This is a genomic window from Streptomyces sp. NPDC005496 (genome assembly GCF_042872045.1).
Taxonomy (GTDB): Bacteria; Actinomycetota; Actinomycetes; order Streptomycetales; family Streptomycetaceae; genus Streptomyces.
This window is the reverse complement of sequence record NZ_JBIAJQ010000009.1, coordinates 1-17,322: the sequence shown is the minus strand read 5'-3', so window position 1 is coordinate 17,322 and position 17,322 is coordinate 1. Positions and strand designations below refer to the sequence as shown.

The following is a 17,322-nucleotide window of genomic DNA, read 5'->3' as shown; positions in this document are numbered from 1 at the left end:
ACCCCCGGTCACTCCCTGGGCGGGGGCGGGCCCTTCTCGTGCGGCGGGGGAGGAGGAGGGGGCGGCGGGACGACGCCGTCCCGCGACGGCGGCCGCGGCCTGGGCGCACGGGGCGGAGGCGAGAGCGGGCTGATCACCGTGGGCGCCTCGTACACCTCGTCGGCCCGCCCGCCCTCCCGCTCCGGACGCGAGCCGGGCGGCCGGCCACCGCGCGGCGGCCGCGCCTCCGAGGGCGCCCGTTCGTCCGGCTCGCGTCCGCGACCTCCCCGAGCGCCGCCCGCGCCCCACCCCCGCGCGGTTCCCGAGGGCGCCGTCCCTCCGCGCGGCGGTGCGGCACCCTCCGCCGGTCGCGCGTCCTGCGGCTCCCGCAGTTCGTCCGGCACCCGGAGATAGGGGTTGGTGTCGGGGTTCGACGGCCGGAACGGCATGGCCGGGTGGTACGGCCCCGGCTCAGGCGCCTGCTCGCCGGAGTACTCCTCGGGCCCCCGGCCGCCCGCGTCACCCGGTGCCACCCTTAGTGCCAGGGGCGCGGCCCGCCGTCCCGCGGCGCCCGTCGCGTACGCCAGCAGGGCACCGACCGCGCCCGCGCCCGCGCCCCACGCGGCGCCGAGCAGCAGCGCCGGCAGCGTCTGCCCGTGCAGCTCTATCCCGGCGCCGAACGCGTCGAAGCCGAGCACCGACAGCGAGGCGTCCACCGACACGTCCGTCAGCCAGGCGAGCAGCGCCAGCGCCGGGCCGGTCACGAGCGCGAGGCGCAGCGCACAGCGCCCCGCGAAACCGAGGGCGCCCGTGCCCCGTCCACCGGCTCCGCCCGGGTCCCGTACCGCCGGGGTGCGCGCCGCCGCGAGCACCCCGGCGAACAGCATCATCACCGCTGCAGCGACGCCCAACAGCCATACTCTGCCGTCCAGTTCGGCCATCCTGCCGAGGGTGACCGGCTGGTCGCGGCTGACGCTCAGCAACTCGTCGAGGGGGTCGGGCAGCAGCTTGGCGAGTTCACCGGTGGCCTGTCCGTCCCAGGGCACGAAGAGGCCCAGCGGCACGCCCAGCCACGCCCCGTTCGGGGCGCCCAGCAGCGCGGCGCCCGCGATCCGCCGGGGATGGTCGTCGCCGGTCATCGCGTACGCCGCCGCCGCGAGGCCGGCCACGACCGCGACCAGCAGTACCGTCACCAGCGCGGAGGCCGCGGGCCGCACCACCCGGTGCACGGCGTCCCAGCCGGGCGGCAGGGGAGTGCGGCGCGAGGCCAGCAGGGCGATCAGCAGGACCCCGACGGTCCAGGCCGCGCCGCCGAGCAGGGTGGGCACCGTGTCGACGGTGAAGCCGACGGCGGCCTTCGCGTCCACCAGGTCGCCGATCCGGTCGGGCAGCAGCCCGCCGATGTCGCCCAGGCCGCCCGGCAGCCGGTCCGTGATGTCGTCCAGGCCGCCGGCCCCCGGCACCTTGTCCAGGCCGAGTTGCCCGCCGTCGATGGTGACGACGTCGTGACCGGCCCAGGCGAGCCCGCCCAGCGTCGCCACGGACAGCACGACCACGGCCCCCGCACGCGCGAGGAGTTCGGCCGGGGAGATCACAACTCCCGCCCCGCGCAGGGAACGCAGGAAGAACCAGGAGAGCAGCAGCGCACCCACCAGCCCCACACCCAGTGGCGTGATCTCTATGGCGGTCGTCGCCTCGGCCCCCTCCAGGCCGAAGGCCGACACGTCCCCCGACGGCGTCACCGAACCACCCGCCCCGAGCGCCACCACCGCCGCGGTCATCGGGCCGAGCGAGCCCGCCGAATCGGCCTGGAGCAGATGCAGACCCAGTGCGGCCGTGCCCGCCATCGCGATCAACGCCCAGCTCACGGCGGCGATCGCGGACAGCAGTACATCCCCCCAGGGCACTTTCCTGTCGTACTCGGCCGTCTCCATGCCCATCTCCGCCCCCCGGTCCGCGCCACGGCGATGCACCGCGCATGTCCCCCTCGCGTGGGATTACCACCCTCCCGTCCGGTTTCCACCCCGTCAACGGAAACGGACAACACGCGCGTACGCAGTCTTCGCGGGGCCCGACTTTCGGTCAGGGGGCTCCTACTGAAATAGTTCCCCACGATGTTCGACATCCCTAGACTCCCTGTGATGGGGGAAATTCGGGGGACAACTCAGTGGGGCATGGAGTGCCGGAACTCGTACTGGAATTGAATGGACGGACCTGGACGCTCGATGCGTCCAGGCCATACACCCTCGGACGTGATCCGCAGGGGGACATCGTGCTCGACGACGCCAGGGTGTCCTGGCGTCACGCCACGATCAGCTGGGGCGGCCGCAGTTGGGTCATCGAGGACCACGGCAGCACCAACGGCACGTTCGTACAGGGCCAGCGGATCCACCAGTTGGAGATCGGCCCCGGCTCGGCCGTGCACCTGGGCAACGCGACCGACGGCCCGCGCCTGAGCCTCTCGGGTGCCGCCGCCGTCGCCTCGCCGCAGCAGGCCCGGCCCCAGCAGCCGTACGCGGCTCAGGGCGCGGGACCGGGCTGGGCGCAGCAGGCACCTCAGCAGCAGGCACCTCAGCAGCAGAACTGGCCGCAGTCGCAGCAGGGTGCCGCCATCCCGCAGCAGCCCGGACCCGGTGGAGGCGCGGGGGCGCCGCCGGTCTACGGTGACCGCAGCCCGACCACGTTCCACCAGTTCTCGCTCGGCCGCGTCATGCGCATCGGCCGTGCCCTGGAGAACGAGCTGGTCGTCTCCGACCTCCAGGTCTCGCGCCACCACGCCGAGTTCCACGCGACGCCGGACGGCCGCTACGAGATCCGCGACCTCGGTTCGCACAACGGCACGTACGTCAACGGCCAGCCGATCGCCAAGGGCGGCTCGGCGCTGCTCGGCCCGAACGACATCGTCGGCGTCGGCCACTCGACGTTCCGGCTGGTCGGCGACCGGCTCGAGGAGTTCGTCGACACCGGTGAGGTCTCCTTCTCGGCCCGCCACCTGACCGTCACGGTCGACGGCGGCAAGCAGATCCTCAAGGACGTCTCCTTCGGCGTGCCCGAGAAGTCGCTCATCGCGGTCATCGGCCCGTCCGGTTCCGGGAAGTCGACGCTGCTGAAGGCGCTCACGGGCTACCGCCCCGCCAACCAGGGCGACGTCCTCTACGACAACCGGAACCTTTACAAGCAGTTCGCCGAGCTGCGGCAGCGCATCGGTCTGGTCCCGCAGGACGACATCCTGCACAAGGAGCTGACCGTCAAGAAGGCCCTCAAGTACGCGGCGAAGCTGCGCTTCCCCGCGGACACCACGGGCGCCGAGCGCGACGCCCGGATCGACGAGGTGCTGCGCGAGCTCAAGCTGGACATCCACAAGGAGAAGAAGGTCACCTCCCTCTCCGGTGGCCAGCGCAAGCGCGTCTCGGTGGCCCTGGAGCTGCTGACCAAGCCGTCGCTGATCTTCCTGGACGAGCCGACCTCCGGTCTCGACCCGGGCATGGACCGCGACGTCATGCAGCTCCTGCGCGGCCTCGCCGACGACGGCCGTACGGTCCTCGTCGTCACGCACTCGGTGGCCGAGCTGGCGATCTGCGACAAGCTCCTGGTGATGGCGCCGGGCGGTTCCGTCGCCTACTTCGGTCCGCCCGAGGAGGCGCTGAACTTCTTCGGCTACGACACCTGGGCCGACGTCTTCTCCGCCTTCGAGAACTACCGCGACTACGACTGGGCGGGCCGCTGGAAGGGCTCGCAGCACTACCAGATGTACGCCGCGGACATCGACGCCGTCGCCCCGCAGTCGGTGCACATGCCGCCGCCGCAGGCGATGAAGCCGCCCAAGCCGCAGGGCTGGGGCTCGCAGCTGATGACCCTGATCCGCCGCTACGTGTCGGTGATCGCGTCCGACAAGGGCTTCCTGGCGCTGACGGTGATCCTGCCGGCGGTCCTCGGCGCGGTCAGCCTGCTGATCGACCCGGACAAGACGCTGCTGGTGAACCCGGCGGTCAACCCGAAGACCGGCGCGCACATCCCGAACGGCACGGCCACCACGGTGCTGCTGATCCTCGCGGTCGGCGCCTGTTTCGCGGGCGCCGCCAACTCGGTCCGCGAGCTGATCAAGGAACGGGTGATCTACGAGCGGGAGCGGGCGACCGGCCTCTCGCGCTCGGCGTACCTGATGTCCAAGGTCATCGTGCTCGGCACCGTCACCGTGCTGCAGGGCGCGCTGGTCGGCGCGATCGGCTTCTCCAGCCGCACGATCCCCGACGAGGGCCTGATCCTGGGCAGCGGCAAGACCGCGGTCATGCTCGAACTGTCGATCCCGATCATGGCGCTCGGCTTCACGTCGATGATGTTCGGCCTGATCATCTCGTCGCTGGTGAAGACCGCCGAGAAGACCATGCCGCTGCTGGTCATGTTCGCGATCATCCAGGTCGTGTTCACCGGCTGCCTCTTCATCCTGCACGGCACCGTCGGCGTCAACGAGTTCTCGTACCTGATGCCGTCGCGCTGGGCGGTCGCCGCGGCCGGCGCCACCCTGGACTTCAACAACATCAGTCCGAACACGGACGACCCGTCCAGCACGGACCCGCTGTGGGACCACACGGCGGCGGCCTGGGGCATGGACATGGTGGCCCTGCTCGTCCTCGGCGCCCTCTGCGGCTTCTTCGTGGCCCGCTTCCTGCGCCGCCACGAGCCCGAGGTCATGCGCAAGTAGCACTCCGGCGCGACTGAAGGGCGGCACCCCCAGCGGGGTGCCGCCCTTTCGCGTCTTGACCGAGACCCTCAGAGGTCCGCGCGATACTCGCGAGACTCAGTAGGCGCTGTTCACGTTGTCGATGGAGCCGTACTTGTCGGCCGCGTAGTTGGCGGCGGCCGTGATGTTGGCGACCGGGTCGTAGATGTTCGTCGACGTGCCCGAGACGTGGTACGCGGCGAAGGTCGGCGGGATGACCTGCAGCAGGCCCTTCGACGGGATGCCGTTGATGGCGTTGATGTCCCAGTCGTTGATGGCCCGGGGGTTGCCCGAGGACTCGCGCATGATGTTCTTGTGCAGCCCGTGGTAGCTGCCCGGGATGCCCTTCTGCTTCATGATGTCGAGCGACTGACGGATCCATCCGTCGAGGTTGTTCGGGTACGTCTTCGCGGCGACCGGCTTGACCTGGGGGCGCTGCGCGGAGCGGCTGGCGGCCTGCTTCTTGCGCGCCTCCTCCGCCTTCTTCTTGGCGGCGGCCTGCTCGGCGGCCTTCTTCTTGGCGGCGGCCTCGTCGGCCGCCTTCTTCTTCGCGACCTCGGCCTTGACCGTGGCGCCCGCCAGCTGGTCGGTGACGCTGGCCTTGACGTCCTTGATCTGCTGCTGGCTGTAGGCCACGGAAGTCGTCGACGCGGCGGCGTCGGTCGTCGTGGTCTGCGCCTGCGAGTTCGCCGGGACGGCGGTGAACGCGATGGCGGCGGCACCGAGGGCCGCGACGCCGGCGAGGGAAAGCTTGTGGGTCTTGGTCAGCGCGGGACTATGCACAGGAGCGATGAACTTCTTGGACATGACTGATTGACCTCTTCGAATAGCGCGGACGCCGCTCCCGGTCCGGTGGGGACAGGTGTTTTTTCCGGACGAACGCCGCGGGGCGAAAACCCGCGGCGTTGAGCGACGAGAGCCATTGTTAGCGGCCGCAAAATCCTGAGGCAAAGGTGTGACGTACGAAGCCGGGTAGTGGAGCACAGAAGGGCAAATCGGGGCAGACAGGTACGTCTGCCCCGCTCAAAGGGTCCCCTTTATCTCCTATGCCCGTTCGTACGTGATGTGTGCCCTATGCGAGGGCTCACACCGGCGAGGCCCCGGTCTCACTCGTGGTTGCTGAAGCAATGCTCAGCGTGAGGGTTCTCCGCCGGTAGCAGGAGGTGCGTGTCCCCGAACTCGTGCCAGAGGTAGCGCCCGCGCAGCGCCTCGCCGTATCCGCGCTCCACCGCCGCCCGTCCCGCCACGGCCTCCAGCATCAGCAGATGCGAGGCCTCCGGCTCGTGCAGCCCGGTCAGCAGCCCGTCCACCACGCGTACCCCGCGCTCCGGAGTTATCACCAGGTCCGTCCAGCCGCGCCGCTCCCGGACCACCCCGTCGGCCCCGGCCGCGGACTCCACGGCACGCACGGCCGTCGTACCCACCGCGACGACCCGCCCGTCGCCCGCCCGCACCGCGTTGATCGAGCGCGCCGAGGCCAGGGGCACCTCGTACCTCTCCGGATACGGCGGCTCGTGCGCCTCCGCCGACGCCACCCCGGTGTGCAGCGTGACCGGCGCGAACTGCACCCCCCGGCTCACCAGCTCCGCCACCAGCCGGGGCGTGAAGGGCCGCGCCGCGCTCGGCATCTCCGCGCTGCCGGTGCCGTCGGCGGACGGCAGCGCGAACACCGTCTGATACGCGGACAGCGGCTGGTCCCTCTCGGTGTAGGAGTACCGGATGGGGCGTCCGTACCGCCGCAGCAGCCCCGGCACGTCCGCTTCCGGCACCCGCGCCCACCACAGCCGCGTGCCCTCCGGCGTCAGCGGCTCCTCCAGTACGAGGCGTACGCCCCCGGGAAGGCGCACCTGCGTCCCCGCCGGCCCACCCGCACGCGGGCGCGTGGTGCCCCGGCCGTCCGGTTCCCGCAGCTCGACCGCCCACCGCCCGTCGTCACCCCGGGTGGAGAAGTGCACCACCACGCGCGCGTGCCCGACGCTCCCGTCGACGGCGGCGGACAGCGTGGCGGAGGTGTTGACGACGAGCAGATCCCCCGCGCGGAGCTGCCCGGGCAGCTCCGCGAAGGCATGGTGCGAGACCGAGGTCCCCCGTGACACGAGCAGCCGGACGGCGTCCCGGTCCAGCCCGGGACCGCGCTGCTCGGCCGGCACCCGCGCCGACAGCTCCCGCGGCACCTCCCACCCACGGCCGCGCTCGGCCGAAGGGACTCCCGTCGCCGTCGTCATCGCCGCGCCACCAGGGCCGCGGCGCTGTACCGGCCGCTCCCCGGACGCTCGTCCAGCAGCCGCAGGAACGCCGGGACCACCGTGCCGGGGTCCGGCCGCGCATCCCCGTCGTCCGGCACGGCCGCCGCGTACAGGTCCGTCGCCATGTCCCCCGGGTCCACCGCCCACACCCGCAGCCCGGGCTCCTCCACACCCAGCACCGCCGACAGCTGGTCCAGGGCCGCCTTGGAGGCGCCGTAACCGCCCCACGTCCCGTACGCCTCGACGGCCGCGTCCGAGCTGACACCGATCACCGCCCCCGCCCGGGACGCCCGCAGCGCGGGCAGCGCCTCCTGGACCAGGCCCAGCGCGGCGACCACGTTCACCTCCAGCGCCTGCCGCAACCCGTCCAGCGGCAGGCTCTCCAGGCGGACCAGTGGCTCGGCGCCCAGCGCGCTCGCGTTGTTCACCACCAGGTCCACGCCCCCGAACCGCACGGCCGCGGCCACCAGCTCCCGGCGGTGACCGGCGTCCGTCACATCGCCCGGCAGCGCCGCCACCCGCGCCCCGTACCCGGACAGCTCCGCCGCCGTCCCCTCCAGCACCCCCGCGGTCCTGGCGTCGAGCACCAGATCCCAGCCCCGCTCCGCCAGGGCCGCGGCCAGCGCCCGCCCCAGACCCTTCGAAGCCCCCGTGATGACGGCTACCGGCATGACATCGTCCCCTCGTCCCTCCGCCGCTTTTGGCGGATGCCCTCAACGTAGGGACGGGACCGCCCCCGCCGCCTCGTGCGCGGGCCGCAACGATCAGGGGCCCTTCGCCCTAGGACCGCGGACGGGACCTGCGACCTACGCCCACCGGCCTAGGCAGCCGCGCCCACAGGTCCGATACGCGCTGTCACAGCCCGCCGGTACCGTGAGGTCATGAGCCAAGGCCCCAGGTCCGGCCTGTACGCGGTCAGCTCCGCGCTGCTGGCCATGAGCAGGCATCTGGAGGTGCGCGACGTCCTCAAGACGATCGTCGCCTCGGCCCGCGAGCTGCTCGACGCCGAGTACGCGGCGCTCGGCGTCCCGGACGACCACGGAGGCTTCGCCCAGTTCGTCGTCGACGGCGTCAGCGACGCCCAGTGGAAGGCCATCGGCCCGCTCCCGCGCCAGCACGGCATCCTCGCCGCGATGCTTCAGGAGGCCCGCGCCGAGCGCCTCGCCGACGTGCGCAAGGACCCCCGCTTCGAGGGCTGGCCCACCGCCCACCCGGACATGTCGGACTTCCTCGGCCTGCCGATCCGCGACGGCGACGACGTCATCGGCGCCCTGTTTCTCGCCAACAAGGCGCGGCGCCCCGGCGACCGCACCGCCGGCTCCGCGGGACCGGGCGCGGACGGCAGCTGCGGCTTCACCGAGGAGGACGAGGAGCTCCTGACGATCCTCGCCCAGCACGCCGCGATCGCCCTGACGAACGCCCGCCTCTACGAGCGCAGCCGCGAACTCACCATCGCCGAGGAGCGCTCCCGGCTCGCGCACGAGCTGCACGACGCCGTCAGCCAGAAGCTCTTCTCGCTGCGCCTCACCGCCCAGGCCGCCGCGACCCTGGTCGACCGCGACCCCTCACGTGCCAAGGGCGAGCTCCAGCAGGTCGCCGCGCTCGCCGCGGAGGCCGCCGAGGAACTGCGTGCCGCCGTCGTCGAGCTGCGCCCCGCCGCCCTCGACGAGGACGGCCTGGTCGCCACCCTGCGCACCCAGATCCAGGTCCTGGACCGCGCCCACTCCGCACGCGTCACCTTCGGGAGCCGGGGCGTACGCGCCCTGCCCGCGGCCCAGGAGGAGGCGCTGCTGCGCGTCGCGCAGGAAGCCCTGCACAACGCGCTGCGCCACTCCGGAGCGGCCCGCGTCGAGGTGACACTGGACAAGCGCGGCCCGGGCGCCGTCCTGAGCGTCGCGGACGACGGCACGGGATTCGAACCCAAGGCGATCCGCAGCGCGGGACGCCACCTCGGCCTGGTCTCCATGCGGGACAGGGCGAGCGGCGTCGGCGGCACGCTCACCGTGGAATCGGCGCCCGGAAAGGGCACCCGGATAGAGATGGAGGTCCCTGGTGGCTGACGCGATCAAGGTGCTGCTGGTCGACGACCACCAAGTGGTCCGCCGGGGCCTGCGCACCTTCCTGGAGGTGCAGGACGACATCGAGGTCGTGGGCGAGGCCGCCGACGGCGCCGAAGGCGTCGCCCGAGCGGAGGAACTGAAACCGGACGTCGTCCTCATGGATGTCAAGATGCCGGGGATGGACGGCGTCGAGGCGCTACGCAGGCTCCGCGAGCTGGCCAACCCCGCACGCGTGCTGATCGTCACGAGCTTCACCGAGCAGCGCACGGTGGTGCCCGCCCTGCGCGCCGGAGCCGCCGGGTACGTCTACAAGGACGTGGACCCGGACGCCCTCGCCGGCGCCATCCGTTCCGTGCACGCGGGACACATCCTGCTCCAGCCGGAGGTCGCGGGCGCCCTGCTCTCCCAGGAGGAGGCCAACGCGGGCCAGGGCAGAGGCGGCTCGCTCACCGAACGCGAGCGCGAGGTGCTCGGCCTGATCGCCGACGGCCGCTCGAACCGCGAGATCGCGCGGGCGCTGGTCCTCTCCGAGAAGACGGTCAAGACCCACGTGTCGAACATCCTGATGAAGCTCGACCTCTCCGACCGCACGCAAGCCGCGCTCTGGGCGGTACGGCACGGCGTGGCGGGCTGATCACCTGACGGTCCGCGCCTCGGCCGCCGTGTTGGTTCGGCCGGGGCACGGAGATACGGAGGGTTCCACTCCGGACTGAGATTCATACCGTCGGGTGTATGTCCCCCGAATGGCGCATCCTCCGGAGGTCCCGGCCGTTCTCCAGGGCGTGCCGCGGCGATCGCCGCGGCGATCGTCAGGGAGGGCTTGAGGAATGAAGAACCTGAAGAAGGCCACGGCTGTCGCGATGGTGGCGGGCGGCCTCGTCGCCGCCGGAGCGGGCATGGCCTCCGCCACGGACGCCGGTTCGTGGGCGGGCGGCAAGGCCGTGAACTCGCCGGGCGTGGGTTCGGGCAACCTCGTCCAGGCCCCGGTCCACGTCCCGGTCAACGCGGTCGGCAACAGCGTGAACGTCATCGGCGTCCTGAACCCGGCCTTCGGCAACCTGGGTCTCAACCGCTGAGGTCCGTCCCGACCGGACGGTGACCACCGGCCTCCCGGACACCCCGGGGGGCCGGTCGGCTTTTCGGCCTGTCCGACCAAGAGGCCGATCGGGGGCTTCGCGCCGGGTCTCCCGTGCCGTTCCGGATCTTCCCCGCGTTTCTCAGCGTACGACCCGCGGCCGGGTCGACACGCAATCGCAGGAGGAACGTTTTTCATGAAGATCGCCAAGAAGGCCGCCGTGGCCCTCACCGTCGCCGGTATCGCGGCCGGCGCGTCCGCCGGCGCGGCTGTCGCCGACTCGGACGCCCACGGTGCGGCCGTGAACTCGCCCGGTGTCGCCTCGGGCAACACCGTGCAGGTTCCGATCCACGTCCCGGTCAACGTCGTCGGCGACAGCGTGAACGTCATCGGCCTCCTGAACCCGACGTTCGGCAACAAGGGCGTCAACGACTGACCCGCCCCACTTGAGAAGGGCTCCCGGACCGACCTGGTCCGGGAGCCCTTCGGCGTACTGGTACGGGCTGCGGACGCGACACGCGTGACGCGTCCGGCGCGCGGGGGAGTCACTCACGCACGCGGGCCACTGTCGAACGCGACGGACCTCTCCGGCCACTGGACCGGCCGCCCACGCGACCCACCGCACCCCTGAGGTCAGCGGACCCCGCGCTCCCGCTCCTCCACGAACGCGTTGTACGCGGCTACCTGGGCCCGCCGAGCCGTCCGTTCCACCGGGCGCAGGGCCTGCGACCTCGCCGCCATCTCCGAGGCGCTGACGGCTCCGCCGTGCCCGTTCTCGTACGCCACGGAGATCAGCAGCCCCATCCGCTGGGCGAGCTCCAGCACCCGCACCGCCCGCGGCGGATATCCGGGCGCCAGCAGCTCGCGCCCCCGCTCGGCCCGTGCCCGGTACGCGTCGATGGCGGCCTCGGCCACCGGCCCCGACCCCGCCACGTCGAGCCGCGACAGCACGTCGGTCGCCTCGCGCAGCGCCTCGGCCAGCTCCCGCTCCGCCTCGCCGAGGGACGGCACGTCCGCGGGCGGCGCCTCCCGTACGGGCAGGCAGTGCCAGAGGACCTCCACGTGCAGGTCGCCCTCGGGCCCCGCCTCGGACACCTCGGGCACCAGCCCGAGCGCCGCCCCCTGGCAGACGGCCGCCTCCTCCGCGTCGAGGGCGCGCGCGTTGAACTCCGGCGGCCCGCTCAGCCCCAGCGGATGCCCCGGCGCGGGCAGCGCCACCCGGAGCCCGGTGACCCCGAGAGCGCGCAGCCGGCCGAGCGCGAGCGTGAGCCCGACGGGCCCCGACTCGCCCGGAAGTCCCTCGACGCGATGTACGGCGTCCTCACCGACGATGGCGAGCACGGCGTCGTCCGGCGAAACAAGTCCGGCCAAAAGGGCATTTCCCCATGCGGCCAGGCGTCCTGAGCGTGGTTCCGAGAGCATGCCCCCACCCTAAGGACCGACCGATGGAATCGACCGCCCGACCGGTGGCGTAGGTTTTCCCTGGGGGCTGCGTCCACAGACGTAAGCGACGGCCGAGACTGCAATGGGAGACAGCGCGCTCATGAGCGATGTTCTGGAGCTTGAGGACGTATCCGTGGTCCGAGAGGGCCGGGCTCTGGTGGACCAGGTCTCCTGGTCGGTCAAGGAGGGCGAACGCTGGGTCATCCTCGGCCCCAACGGCGCCGGGAAGACGACCCTCCTGAACGTCGCCTCCAGCTACCTCTTCCCCAGCTCGGGCACCGCCACCGTGCTCGGGGACACCCTCGGCAAGGTCGACGTCTTCGAGCTGCGCCCGCGCATCGGCATGGCCGGCATCGCCATGGCCGAGAAGCTCCCCAAGCGCCAGACCGTCCTGCAGACCGTGCTCACCGCCGCCTACGGCATGACCGCCGGCTGGCAGGAGGAGTACGAGGACATCGACGAGCAGCGCGCCCGCGCCTTCCTCGACCGCCTCGGCATGAGCGACTACCTGGACCGCAGGTTCGGCACGCTCTCCGAGGGCGAGCGCAAGCGCACCCTCATCGCCCGCGCCCTGATGACCGACCCCGAGCTGCTGCTTCTCGACGAGCCCGCCGCCGGCCTCGACCTCGGCGGCCGCGAGGACCTCGTACGCCGTCTCGGCCGGCTGGCCCGCGACCCGATCGCGCCCTCCATGATCATGGTCACGCACCATGTCGAGGAGATCGCCCCGGGGTTCACCCACGTCCTGATGATCCGCCAGGGCAAGGTGCTGGCAGCGGGACCGCTGGAGCTCGAACTCACCTCGCGCAACCTCTCCCTCTGCTTCGGCCTGCCCCTCGTCGTCGAGCAGGTCGGCGAGCGCTGGACCGCCCAGGGCCTCCCGCTCTCCTGACGTCCCGGCCTGTCCGCCCGCGCCCGTCGTCGAGCGGGCGGCGCTGATCGTGCGCCCTGTCCGTCCGCCGGGCGCGGTCCTACCATGACCGTGTGGACGACATCGACGCATGGGTGTGGTGGCTGGTCGCCGCGGCGGGGCTCGGGATCCCGCTGGTGGTGACGGCGATGCCGGAGTTCGGGATGCTCGCCGTGGGCGCCGTCGCCGCGGCCGGCGCCGCGGGACTCGGCGGCGACGTCGTGCTCCAGGTACTCGTCTTCGTCGCCGTCTCGGTCGCCCTCATCGCCGTCGTACGCCCCATCGCGGCCCGCCACCGTGCCCAGCGGCCGCAACTGGCCACCGGAGTCGACGCGTTGAGAGGCAAGGGCGCCGTCGTCCTGGAACGCGTCGACGGCTCGGGCGGCCGGATCAAACTCGCCGGAGAGATCTGGTCCGCACGCTCCCTGGACGCGGGACAGGTCTACGACGTCGGCGAACAGGTGGACGTCGTCGACATCGAAGGTGCCACGGCCATCGTCATGTGACCTCGCACGACGCAACTGAACCGAACGCCCCACGTCGCAGCCGACGGTCTGACAGACTCGTCGAGCAAGATCTTCAACACCCGTAAGATCTCAGGGAATTACCGAGGCGGAGAAGGGTACGGGGAGCATCGATGGAACCGATCATCATCGTCCTGATCATTCTGGTGGTGTTGGTCTTCATCGCCCTGATCAAGACCATCCAGGTCATCCCACAGGCGAGCGCCGCCATCGTCGAGCGGTTCGGCCGCTACACGCGGACACTGAACGCGGGACTGAACATCGTCGTCCCGTTCATCGACACCATCCGCAACCGCATCGACCTGCGTGAACAGGTCGTCCCCTTCCCGCCGCAGCCGGTGATCACCCAGGACAACCTGGTGGTCAACATCGACACGGTCATCTACTACCAGGTGACCGACGCGCGAGCGGCCACGTACGAGGTCGCCAGCTACATCCAGGCGATCGAGCAGCTCACCGTCACCACCCTGCGCAACATCATCGGCGGCATGGACCTGGAGCGGACGCTGACCTCCCGCGAGGAGATCAACGCGGCCCTGCGCGGCGTCCTGGACGAGGCCACCGGCAAGTGGGGCATCCGCGTCAACCGCGTCGAGCTCAAGGCCATCGAGCCGCCCACCTCCATCCAGGACTCGATGGAGAAGCAGATGCGCGCCGACCGCGACAAGCGCGCCGCGATCCTCACCGCGGAGGGCATCAGGCAGTCGCAGATCCTCACCGCCGAGGGTGAGAAGCAGTCCGCCATCCTGCGCGCCGAGGGTGAGGCGAAGGCCGCCGCCCTGCGCGCCGAGGGTGAGGCGCAGGCCATCCGTACGGTCTTCGAGTCCATCCACGCCGGGGACGCGGACCAGAAGCTCCTGGCCTACCAGTACCTCCAGATGCTCCCGAAGATCGCCGAGGGCGACGCCAACAAGCTCTGGATCGTGCCCAGCGAGATCGGTGACGCCCTCAAGGGCCTCAGCGGCGCGATGGGCAACTTCGGCCCGATGGGCGGCGGTTCGGGCGGCGGCGGCTCGGAGCGCCGCGAGAAGCCGTCCGTGACGGACTGACCCGGTACGCGAAAGGGGCCCGCCTTCGCTGAAGGCGGGCCCCACTCATGTCCGGCTCTAGGCGGCGGCGGTGTGGGCCAGCCACTCCGGCAGCGCCCGGAAGTCGTCCTGCCCGAGCGTCAGCAGCATCGCGTCGGCGGGCGTCGGCTCGAACGGCTGCCGCAGCAACGGCATCCCCGCCTGCTCCGGCGTACGGTCCGCCTTGCGGTGGTTGTCCTCGGCGCAGGAAGCCACCGTGTTCAGCCAGGAGTCCTGGCCGCCCTGCGCCCGCGGCACCACATGGTCCACGGTCGTCGCGCGCCTGCCGCAGTACGCGCACCTGTGCCGGTCCCGCACCAGCACACCCCTGCGTGACCATGGCGCTTGTCTTCGGAACGGCACCCGTACGTAACGGCAGAGCCTGATCACCCGGGGCACGGGTATGTCGACCGCGGCTCCGCGCATACGGAGATCGGGGTGGGCCTGCTCGACGACGGCCTTGTCCTGCAGCACCAGGACGACGGCGCGGTTCAGCGTCACCGTCGACAGCGGCTCGAAGCTCGCATTCAGTACCAGCGTGTCCCGCATCAGGCCCACCTCCCATTGCACCGGCCCGCTCCCCGGCGGACCTGGATCAACTCTGGCCGGGCACGCCGAGATGGACAACGCAATAAAAAGTGCCCGCCCCTGATCAATTCCAAGACCAGGGGCGGGCAAACGTTCAGCGAACGTCCGTCTTACGCGGGCGCCGCGTACTCACCGACGAGCTGAGCGCGCGCCAGCGTGTGGAAGCGCAGGTTGAAGCCCACGACGGCGGGCGAGGCGTCCGAATCGGGACCGAGCTTCTCCTGGTCCACGGCGTACACCGTGAACACATAGCGGTGCGCCCGATCACCGGGCGGCGGCGCGGCGCCACCGAAGTCCTTGGACCCGTAGTCGTTCCGCGCCTGGACCGCGCCCTCGGGCAGCCCCTCGAACTTCCCGGTGCCGGCGCCCGTCGGCAGCTCCGTGACCGTGGCCGGGATGTCGAAGACGACCCAGTGCCAGAATCCGCTGCCCGTCGGGGCGTCCGGATCGAAGCACGTCACGGCGAAGCTCCCGGTCTCCGGCGGAAAGCCCTCCCAGCGCAGCTGCGGCGACGTGTTCCCGGCGGCCTGGACCTGAGCGTCCTTCAGCGTCGCGCCCGGTTCGACGTCCTCGCTCGTGACCGTGAACGACGGCACGGGCGGGTGGAAGTCGTGGGGGAGCGGCGGCCTGTCGAGCTCGGGCACCTCGGTACCTCCTGATCGGTGGTGACGGTTCCGCTTCGAGCCTAGAACCAGCTGCGCTTGCTGCCGACCTCCGACAGCCACTGGTTCAGGTACGCCGTCCAGTCCGTGCCCTGGTAGTCGTTGAGCCCCACCTTGAAGGCGCGGAACGAGTCGCTGCCCTCGCTGAACAGGCCCGGCTTCTTGTCCATCTCCAGGACGACGTCCATCTCGCGCTCGTCGGCGACGAAGCTCAGCTCGACCTGGTTCAGTCCGCGGTACTGGGCCGGCGGGAAGAACTCGATCTCCTGGTAGAACGGCAGCTTCTGCCGGGTGCCCCGGATGTGCCCGCGCTCCATGTCGGCGCTCTTGAAGCGGAAGCCGAGCTGGATGAACGCGTCCAGGATCGCCTGCTGGGCCGGCAGCGGGTGCACGTTGATCGGGTCCAGGTCGCCCGAGTCGAGGGCGCGGGCGATCTCCAGCTCCGTGGTCACCCCGATGTGCATCCCGCGCAGCGGCTGGCCGTCGATCGTCGTGACCGGCGTCTCCCAGGGGATCTCCAGGCCGAACGGGACCGCGTGCACCGCGCCCGCCTTGAGCTCGAAGGCGCCGCCGAGCCGCACCTTGGTGAACTCGATGTCCTGCTTGTGCTCCTGGTCGTCGTGGCCCTCGACCTCGACCTTGGCCTGCAGGCCGACCGACAGACCCTCGATCGCCTGGTCAACGGACCCGCCCTGGATCCGCACCTCACCCTGCACGACGCCGCCCGGAACGGTATTGACCTCGGTCAGTACCGTCTCGACCGAAGCCCCGCCGGCTCCCAGGCTCGCAAGCAGCCGCTTGAACCCCATGTCACTTCCTCCCCAGGCAACGCCTGTTACGTCCTGTGTGCGTCTGGACCCTTGATCCATACAAACGCGATCCGACCGCGGCCGGTTCCGCGTCATCACCCTTGCAAGGGGGACGCTCCCTGACCACCCCGACGACGAGCTGTCGCTCTCGACTACGCTCGGACGCCATGATCGCGGCCCCTGACCGTACGCCCCTCGGCCGGAAGTTCTTCGACCGCCCCGTCCTCGACGTCGCCCCCGACCTCCTCGGTCGCACCCTTGTACGCACCACCGAGGACGGTCCGGTCGAACTGCGCATCACCGAGGTCGAGGCCTACGACGGCCCGAACGACCCCGGCTCCCACGCCTTCCGCGGGCGCACGCCGCGAAACGAGGTCATGTTCGGTCCGCCCGGTCATGTGTACGTCTACTTCACCTACGGCATGTGGCACTGCATGAACCTGGTCTGCGGTCCGGAGGGCACTTCGAGCGCGGTCCTGCTGCGGGCGGGTGAGATCACCCAGGGGGTGGAGTCGGCCCGCAAACGTCGACTCTCGGCCCGGAACGACAGGGAACTGGCCAAAGGGCCGGCCCGGCTGGCCACGGCACTGGGGGTGGACCGCGCCCTCGACGGCGCGGACGCCTGCGGTCCCGAGGGCGGCCCCTTCAGGATGCTGACGGGCAGCCCGGTGGGTCCCGACCAGGTACTGAGCGGTCCCCGCACCGGAGTCTCCGGCGACGGCGGTGTCCACCCATGGCGCTTCTGGATCTCCAACGACCCCACGGTGAGCCCTTATCGGGCTCATACGCCCCGGCGGCGCCGAACTTGACTCGCCTGGGACGGGACCGTAACGTAGCCCGAGCCGCTTGACCCGGGTACGGCGTTCAGCCTGCAGCCGGAAGCGGCCAACCCACTACCTACGACTTCCCCTCAGCGGGGGCGAATTCGTCATGTCCGCATGTTGAATTCCGACTCGCCGGCTCGATTATGAGCTGCACCGGGAATCGGTTAACGTAGTGAATGTCGAAAGGCCGCGGGACGAAAAGTCCCAGGCCAAAGACAAATCCCGCCGACAGGGAATCGGGTCCGAAAGGGTCTGGTAGAGTCGGAACCGCCGGAAAGGGAAACGCGAAAGCGGAAACCTGGAAAGCGCCGAGGAAATCAGAACCGGAAACGGTCTGATAGAGTCGGAAACGCAAGACCGAAGGGAAGCGCCCGGAGGAAAGCCCGAGAGGGTGAGTACAAAGGAAGCGTCCGTT

General features: G+C 71.1%; 17 protein-coding genes. 9 read left to right on the top strand and 8 right to left on the bottom strand.

Annotation, left to right across the window (positions count from 1 at the left end; all coding sequences use genetic code 11):
• Positions 1 to 8: 8 nt before the first annotated feature.
• Positions 9 to 1,919, bottom strand: coding sequence for a streptophobe family protein (locus ACFYQQ_RS26395; RefSeq protein ID WP_388905323.1), 1,911 nt, complete (start codon positions 1,917 to 1,919; stop codon positions 9 to 11).
• Positions 1,920 to 2,158: 239 nt separating this feature from the next.
• Between ACFYQQ_RS26395 and ACFYQQ_RS26390 the strand changes: the two genes are divergently transcribed.
• A complete protein-coding gene (locus ACFYQQ_RS26390; RefSeq protein ID WP_355791716.1) occupies positions 2,159 to 4,681 on the top strand; it encodes an FHA domain-containing protein in 2,523 nt (840 codons plus the stop codon).
• 96 nt (positions 4,682 to 4,777) lie between these two features.
• On the opposite strand, the gene ACFYQQ_RS26385 is transcribed toward ACFYQQ_RS26390, so the two are convergent.
• The 3 genes from ACFYQQ_RS26385 to ACFYQQ_RS26375 all read right to left on the bottom strand — a co-directional run bounded on the left by ACFYQQ_RS26385 (position 4,778) and on the right by ACFYQQ_RS26375 (position 7,616).
• Entirely contained in the window at positions 4,778 to 5,506 is a 729-nt protein-coding gene (locus ACFYQQ_RS26385; protein WP_355793876.1) for a transglycosylase SLT domain-containing protein, read from the bottom strand.
• 299 nt (positions 5,507 to 5,805) lie between these two features.
• A complete protein-coding gene (locus tag ACFYQQ_RS26380) occupies positions 5,806 to 6,924 on the bottom strand; it encodes an S-adenosylmethionine:tRNA ribosyltransferase-isomerase (protein ID WP_388905321.1) in 1,119 nt (372 codons plus the stop codon).
• A complete protein-coding gene (locus ACFYQQ_RS26375; RefSeq protein ID WP_356174150.1) occupies positions 6,921 to 7,616 on the bottom strand; it encodes an SDR family oxidoreductase in 696 nt (231 codons plus the stop codon). Before ACFYQQ_RS26375 ends, ACFYQQ_RS26380 begins: the two co-directional genes overlap by 4 nt.
• Before the next feature lie 210 nt (positions 7,617 to 7,826).
• Here ACFYQQ_RS26375 and ACFYQQ_RS26370 point away from each other — a divergent pair, with 210 nt between their 5' ends.
• The 4 genes from ACFYQQ_RS26370 (at position 7,827) to ACFYQQ_RS26355 (ending at position 10,516) form a co-directional block, all read left to right on the top strand.
• On the top strand, positions 7,827 to 9,005 hold the full coding sequence (locus ACFYQQ_RS26370; protein WP_355784807.1) for a GAF domain-containing sensor histidine kinase: 1,179 nt from the start codon (positions 7,827 to 7,829) through the stop codon (positions 9,003 to 9,005).
• Entirely contained in the window at positions 8,998 to 9,639 is a 642-nt protein-coding gene (locus ACFYQQ_RS26365) for a response regulator transcription factor (RefSeq protein ID WP_355784810.1), read from the top strand. The genes ACFYQQ_RS26370 and ACFYQQ_RS26365 overlap by 8 nt, the downstream gene beginning before the upstream one ends.
• A 193-nt stretch (positions 9,640 to 9,832) precedes the next feature.
• Positions 9,833 to 10,081, top strand: a complete 249-nt coding sequence (chpE, locus tag ACFYQQ_RS26360) for a chaplin ChpE (protein ID WP_355784813.1) — start codon at positions 9,833 to 9,835, stop codon at positions 10,079 to 10,081.
• Between the two features lie 195 nt (positions 10,082 to 10,276).
• On the top strand, positions 10,277 to 10,516 hold the full coding sequence (locus ACFYQQ_RS26355; RefSeq protein WP_356174155.1) for a chaplin: 240 nt from the start codon (positions 10,277 to 10,279) through the stop codon (positions 10,514 to 10,516).
• Between the two features lie 197 nt (positions 10,517 to 10,713).
• Here the strand turns inward: ACFYQQ_RS26355 and ACFYQQ_RS26350 are convergent, their stop codons facing one another.
• Positions 10,714 to 11,502, bottom strand: coding sequence for a hypothetical protein (locus ACFYQQ_RS26350; protein WP_355787342.1), 789 nt, complete (start codon positions 11,500 to 11,502; stop codon positions 10,714 to 10,716).
• A gap of 121 nt (positions 11,503 to 11,623) precedes the next feature.
• On the opposite strand from ACFYQQ_RS26350, the gene ACFYQQ_RS26345 reads away from it, so the two are divergent.
• The 3 genes from ACFYQQ_RS26345 to ACFYQQ_RS26335 all read left to right on the top strand — a co-directional run bounded on the left by ACFYQQ_RS26345 (position 11,624) and on the right by ACFYQQ_RS26335 (position 14,006).
• Positions 11,624 to 12,415, top strand: a complete 792-nt coding sequence (locus tag ACFYQQ_RS26345; RefSeq protein WP_355787345.1) for an ABC transporter ATP-binding protein — start codon at positions 11,624 to 11,626, stop codon at positions 12,413 to 12,415.
• A 92-nt stretch (positions 12,416 to 12,507) separates the two neighbouring features.
• Positions 12,508 to 12,939, top strand: coding sequence for an NfeD family protein (locus tag ACFYQQ_RS26340; protein ID WP_355787347.1), 432 nt, complete (start codon positions 12,508 to 12,510; stop codon positions 12,937 to 12,939).
• Between the two features lie 131 nt (positions 12,940 to 13,070).
• The gene (locus ACFYQQ_RS26335) at positions 13,071 to 14,006 is read left to right on the top strand and encodes an SPFH domain-containing protein (RefSeq protein WP_355787350.1); all 936 of its coding nucleotides are present in this window, start codon (positions 13,071 to 13,073) and stop codon (positions 14,004 to 14,006) included.
• A 57-nt stretch (positions 14,007 to 14,063) separates the two neighbouring features.
• On the opposite strand, the gene ACFYQQ_RS26330 is transcribed toward ACFYQQ_RS26335, so the two are convergent.
• The 3 genes from ACFYQQ_RS26330 to ACFYQQ_RS26320 all read right to left on the bottom strand — a co-directional run bounded on the left by ACFYQQ_RS26330 (position 14,064) and on the right by ACFYQQ_RS26320 (position 16,083).
• On the bottom strand, positions 14,064 to 14,573 hold the full coding sequence (locus tag ACFYQQ_RS26330; RefSeq protein WP_355787353.1) for an HNH endonuclease: 510 nt from the start codon (positions 14,571 to 14,573) through the stop codon (positions 14,064 to 14,066).
• A 149-nt stretch (positions 14,574 to 14,722) separates the two neighbouring features.
• Positions 14,723 to 15,256 (bottom strand): YbhB/YbcL family Raf kinase inhibitor-like protein, encoded by a 534-nt coding sequence (locus ACFYQQ_RS26325; protein WP_356174162.1) that lies wholly within the window; start codon positions 15,254 to 15,256, stop codon positions 14,723 to 14,725.
• Between the two features lie 41 nt (positions 15,257 to 15,297).
• Complete coding sequence (locus ACFYQQ_RS26320) at positions 15,298 to 16,083, bottom strand: sporulation protein (protein WP_355793701.1); 786 nt, start codon at positions 16,081 to 16,083, stop codon at positions 15,298 to 15,300.
• Between the two features lie 167 nt (positions 16,084 to 16,250).
• Here ACFYQQ_RS26320 and ACFYQQ_RS26315 point away from each other — a divergent pair, with 167 nt between their 5' ends.
• On the top strand, positions 16,251 to 16,892 hold the full coding sequence (locus ACFYQQ_RS26315; protein ID WP_355793699.1) for a DNA-3-methyladenine glycosylase: 642 nt from the start codon (positions 16,251 to 16,253) through the stop codon (positions 16,890 to 16,892).
• Positions 16,893 to 17,322: the final 430 nt, after the last annotated feature.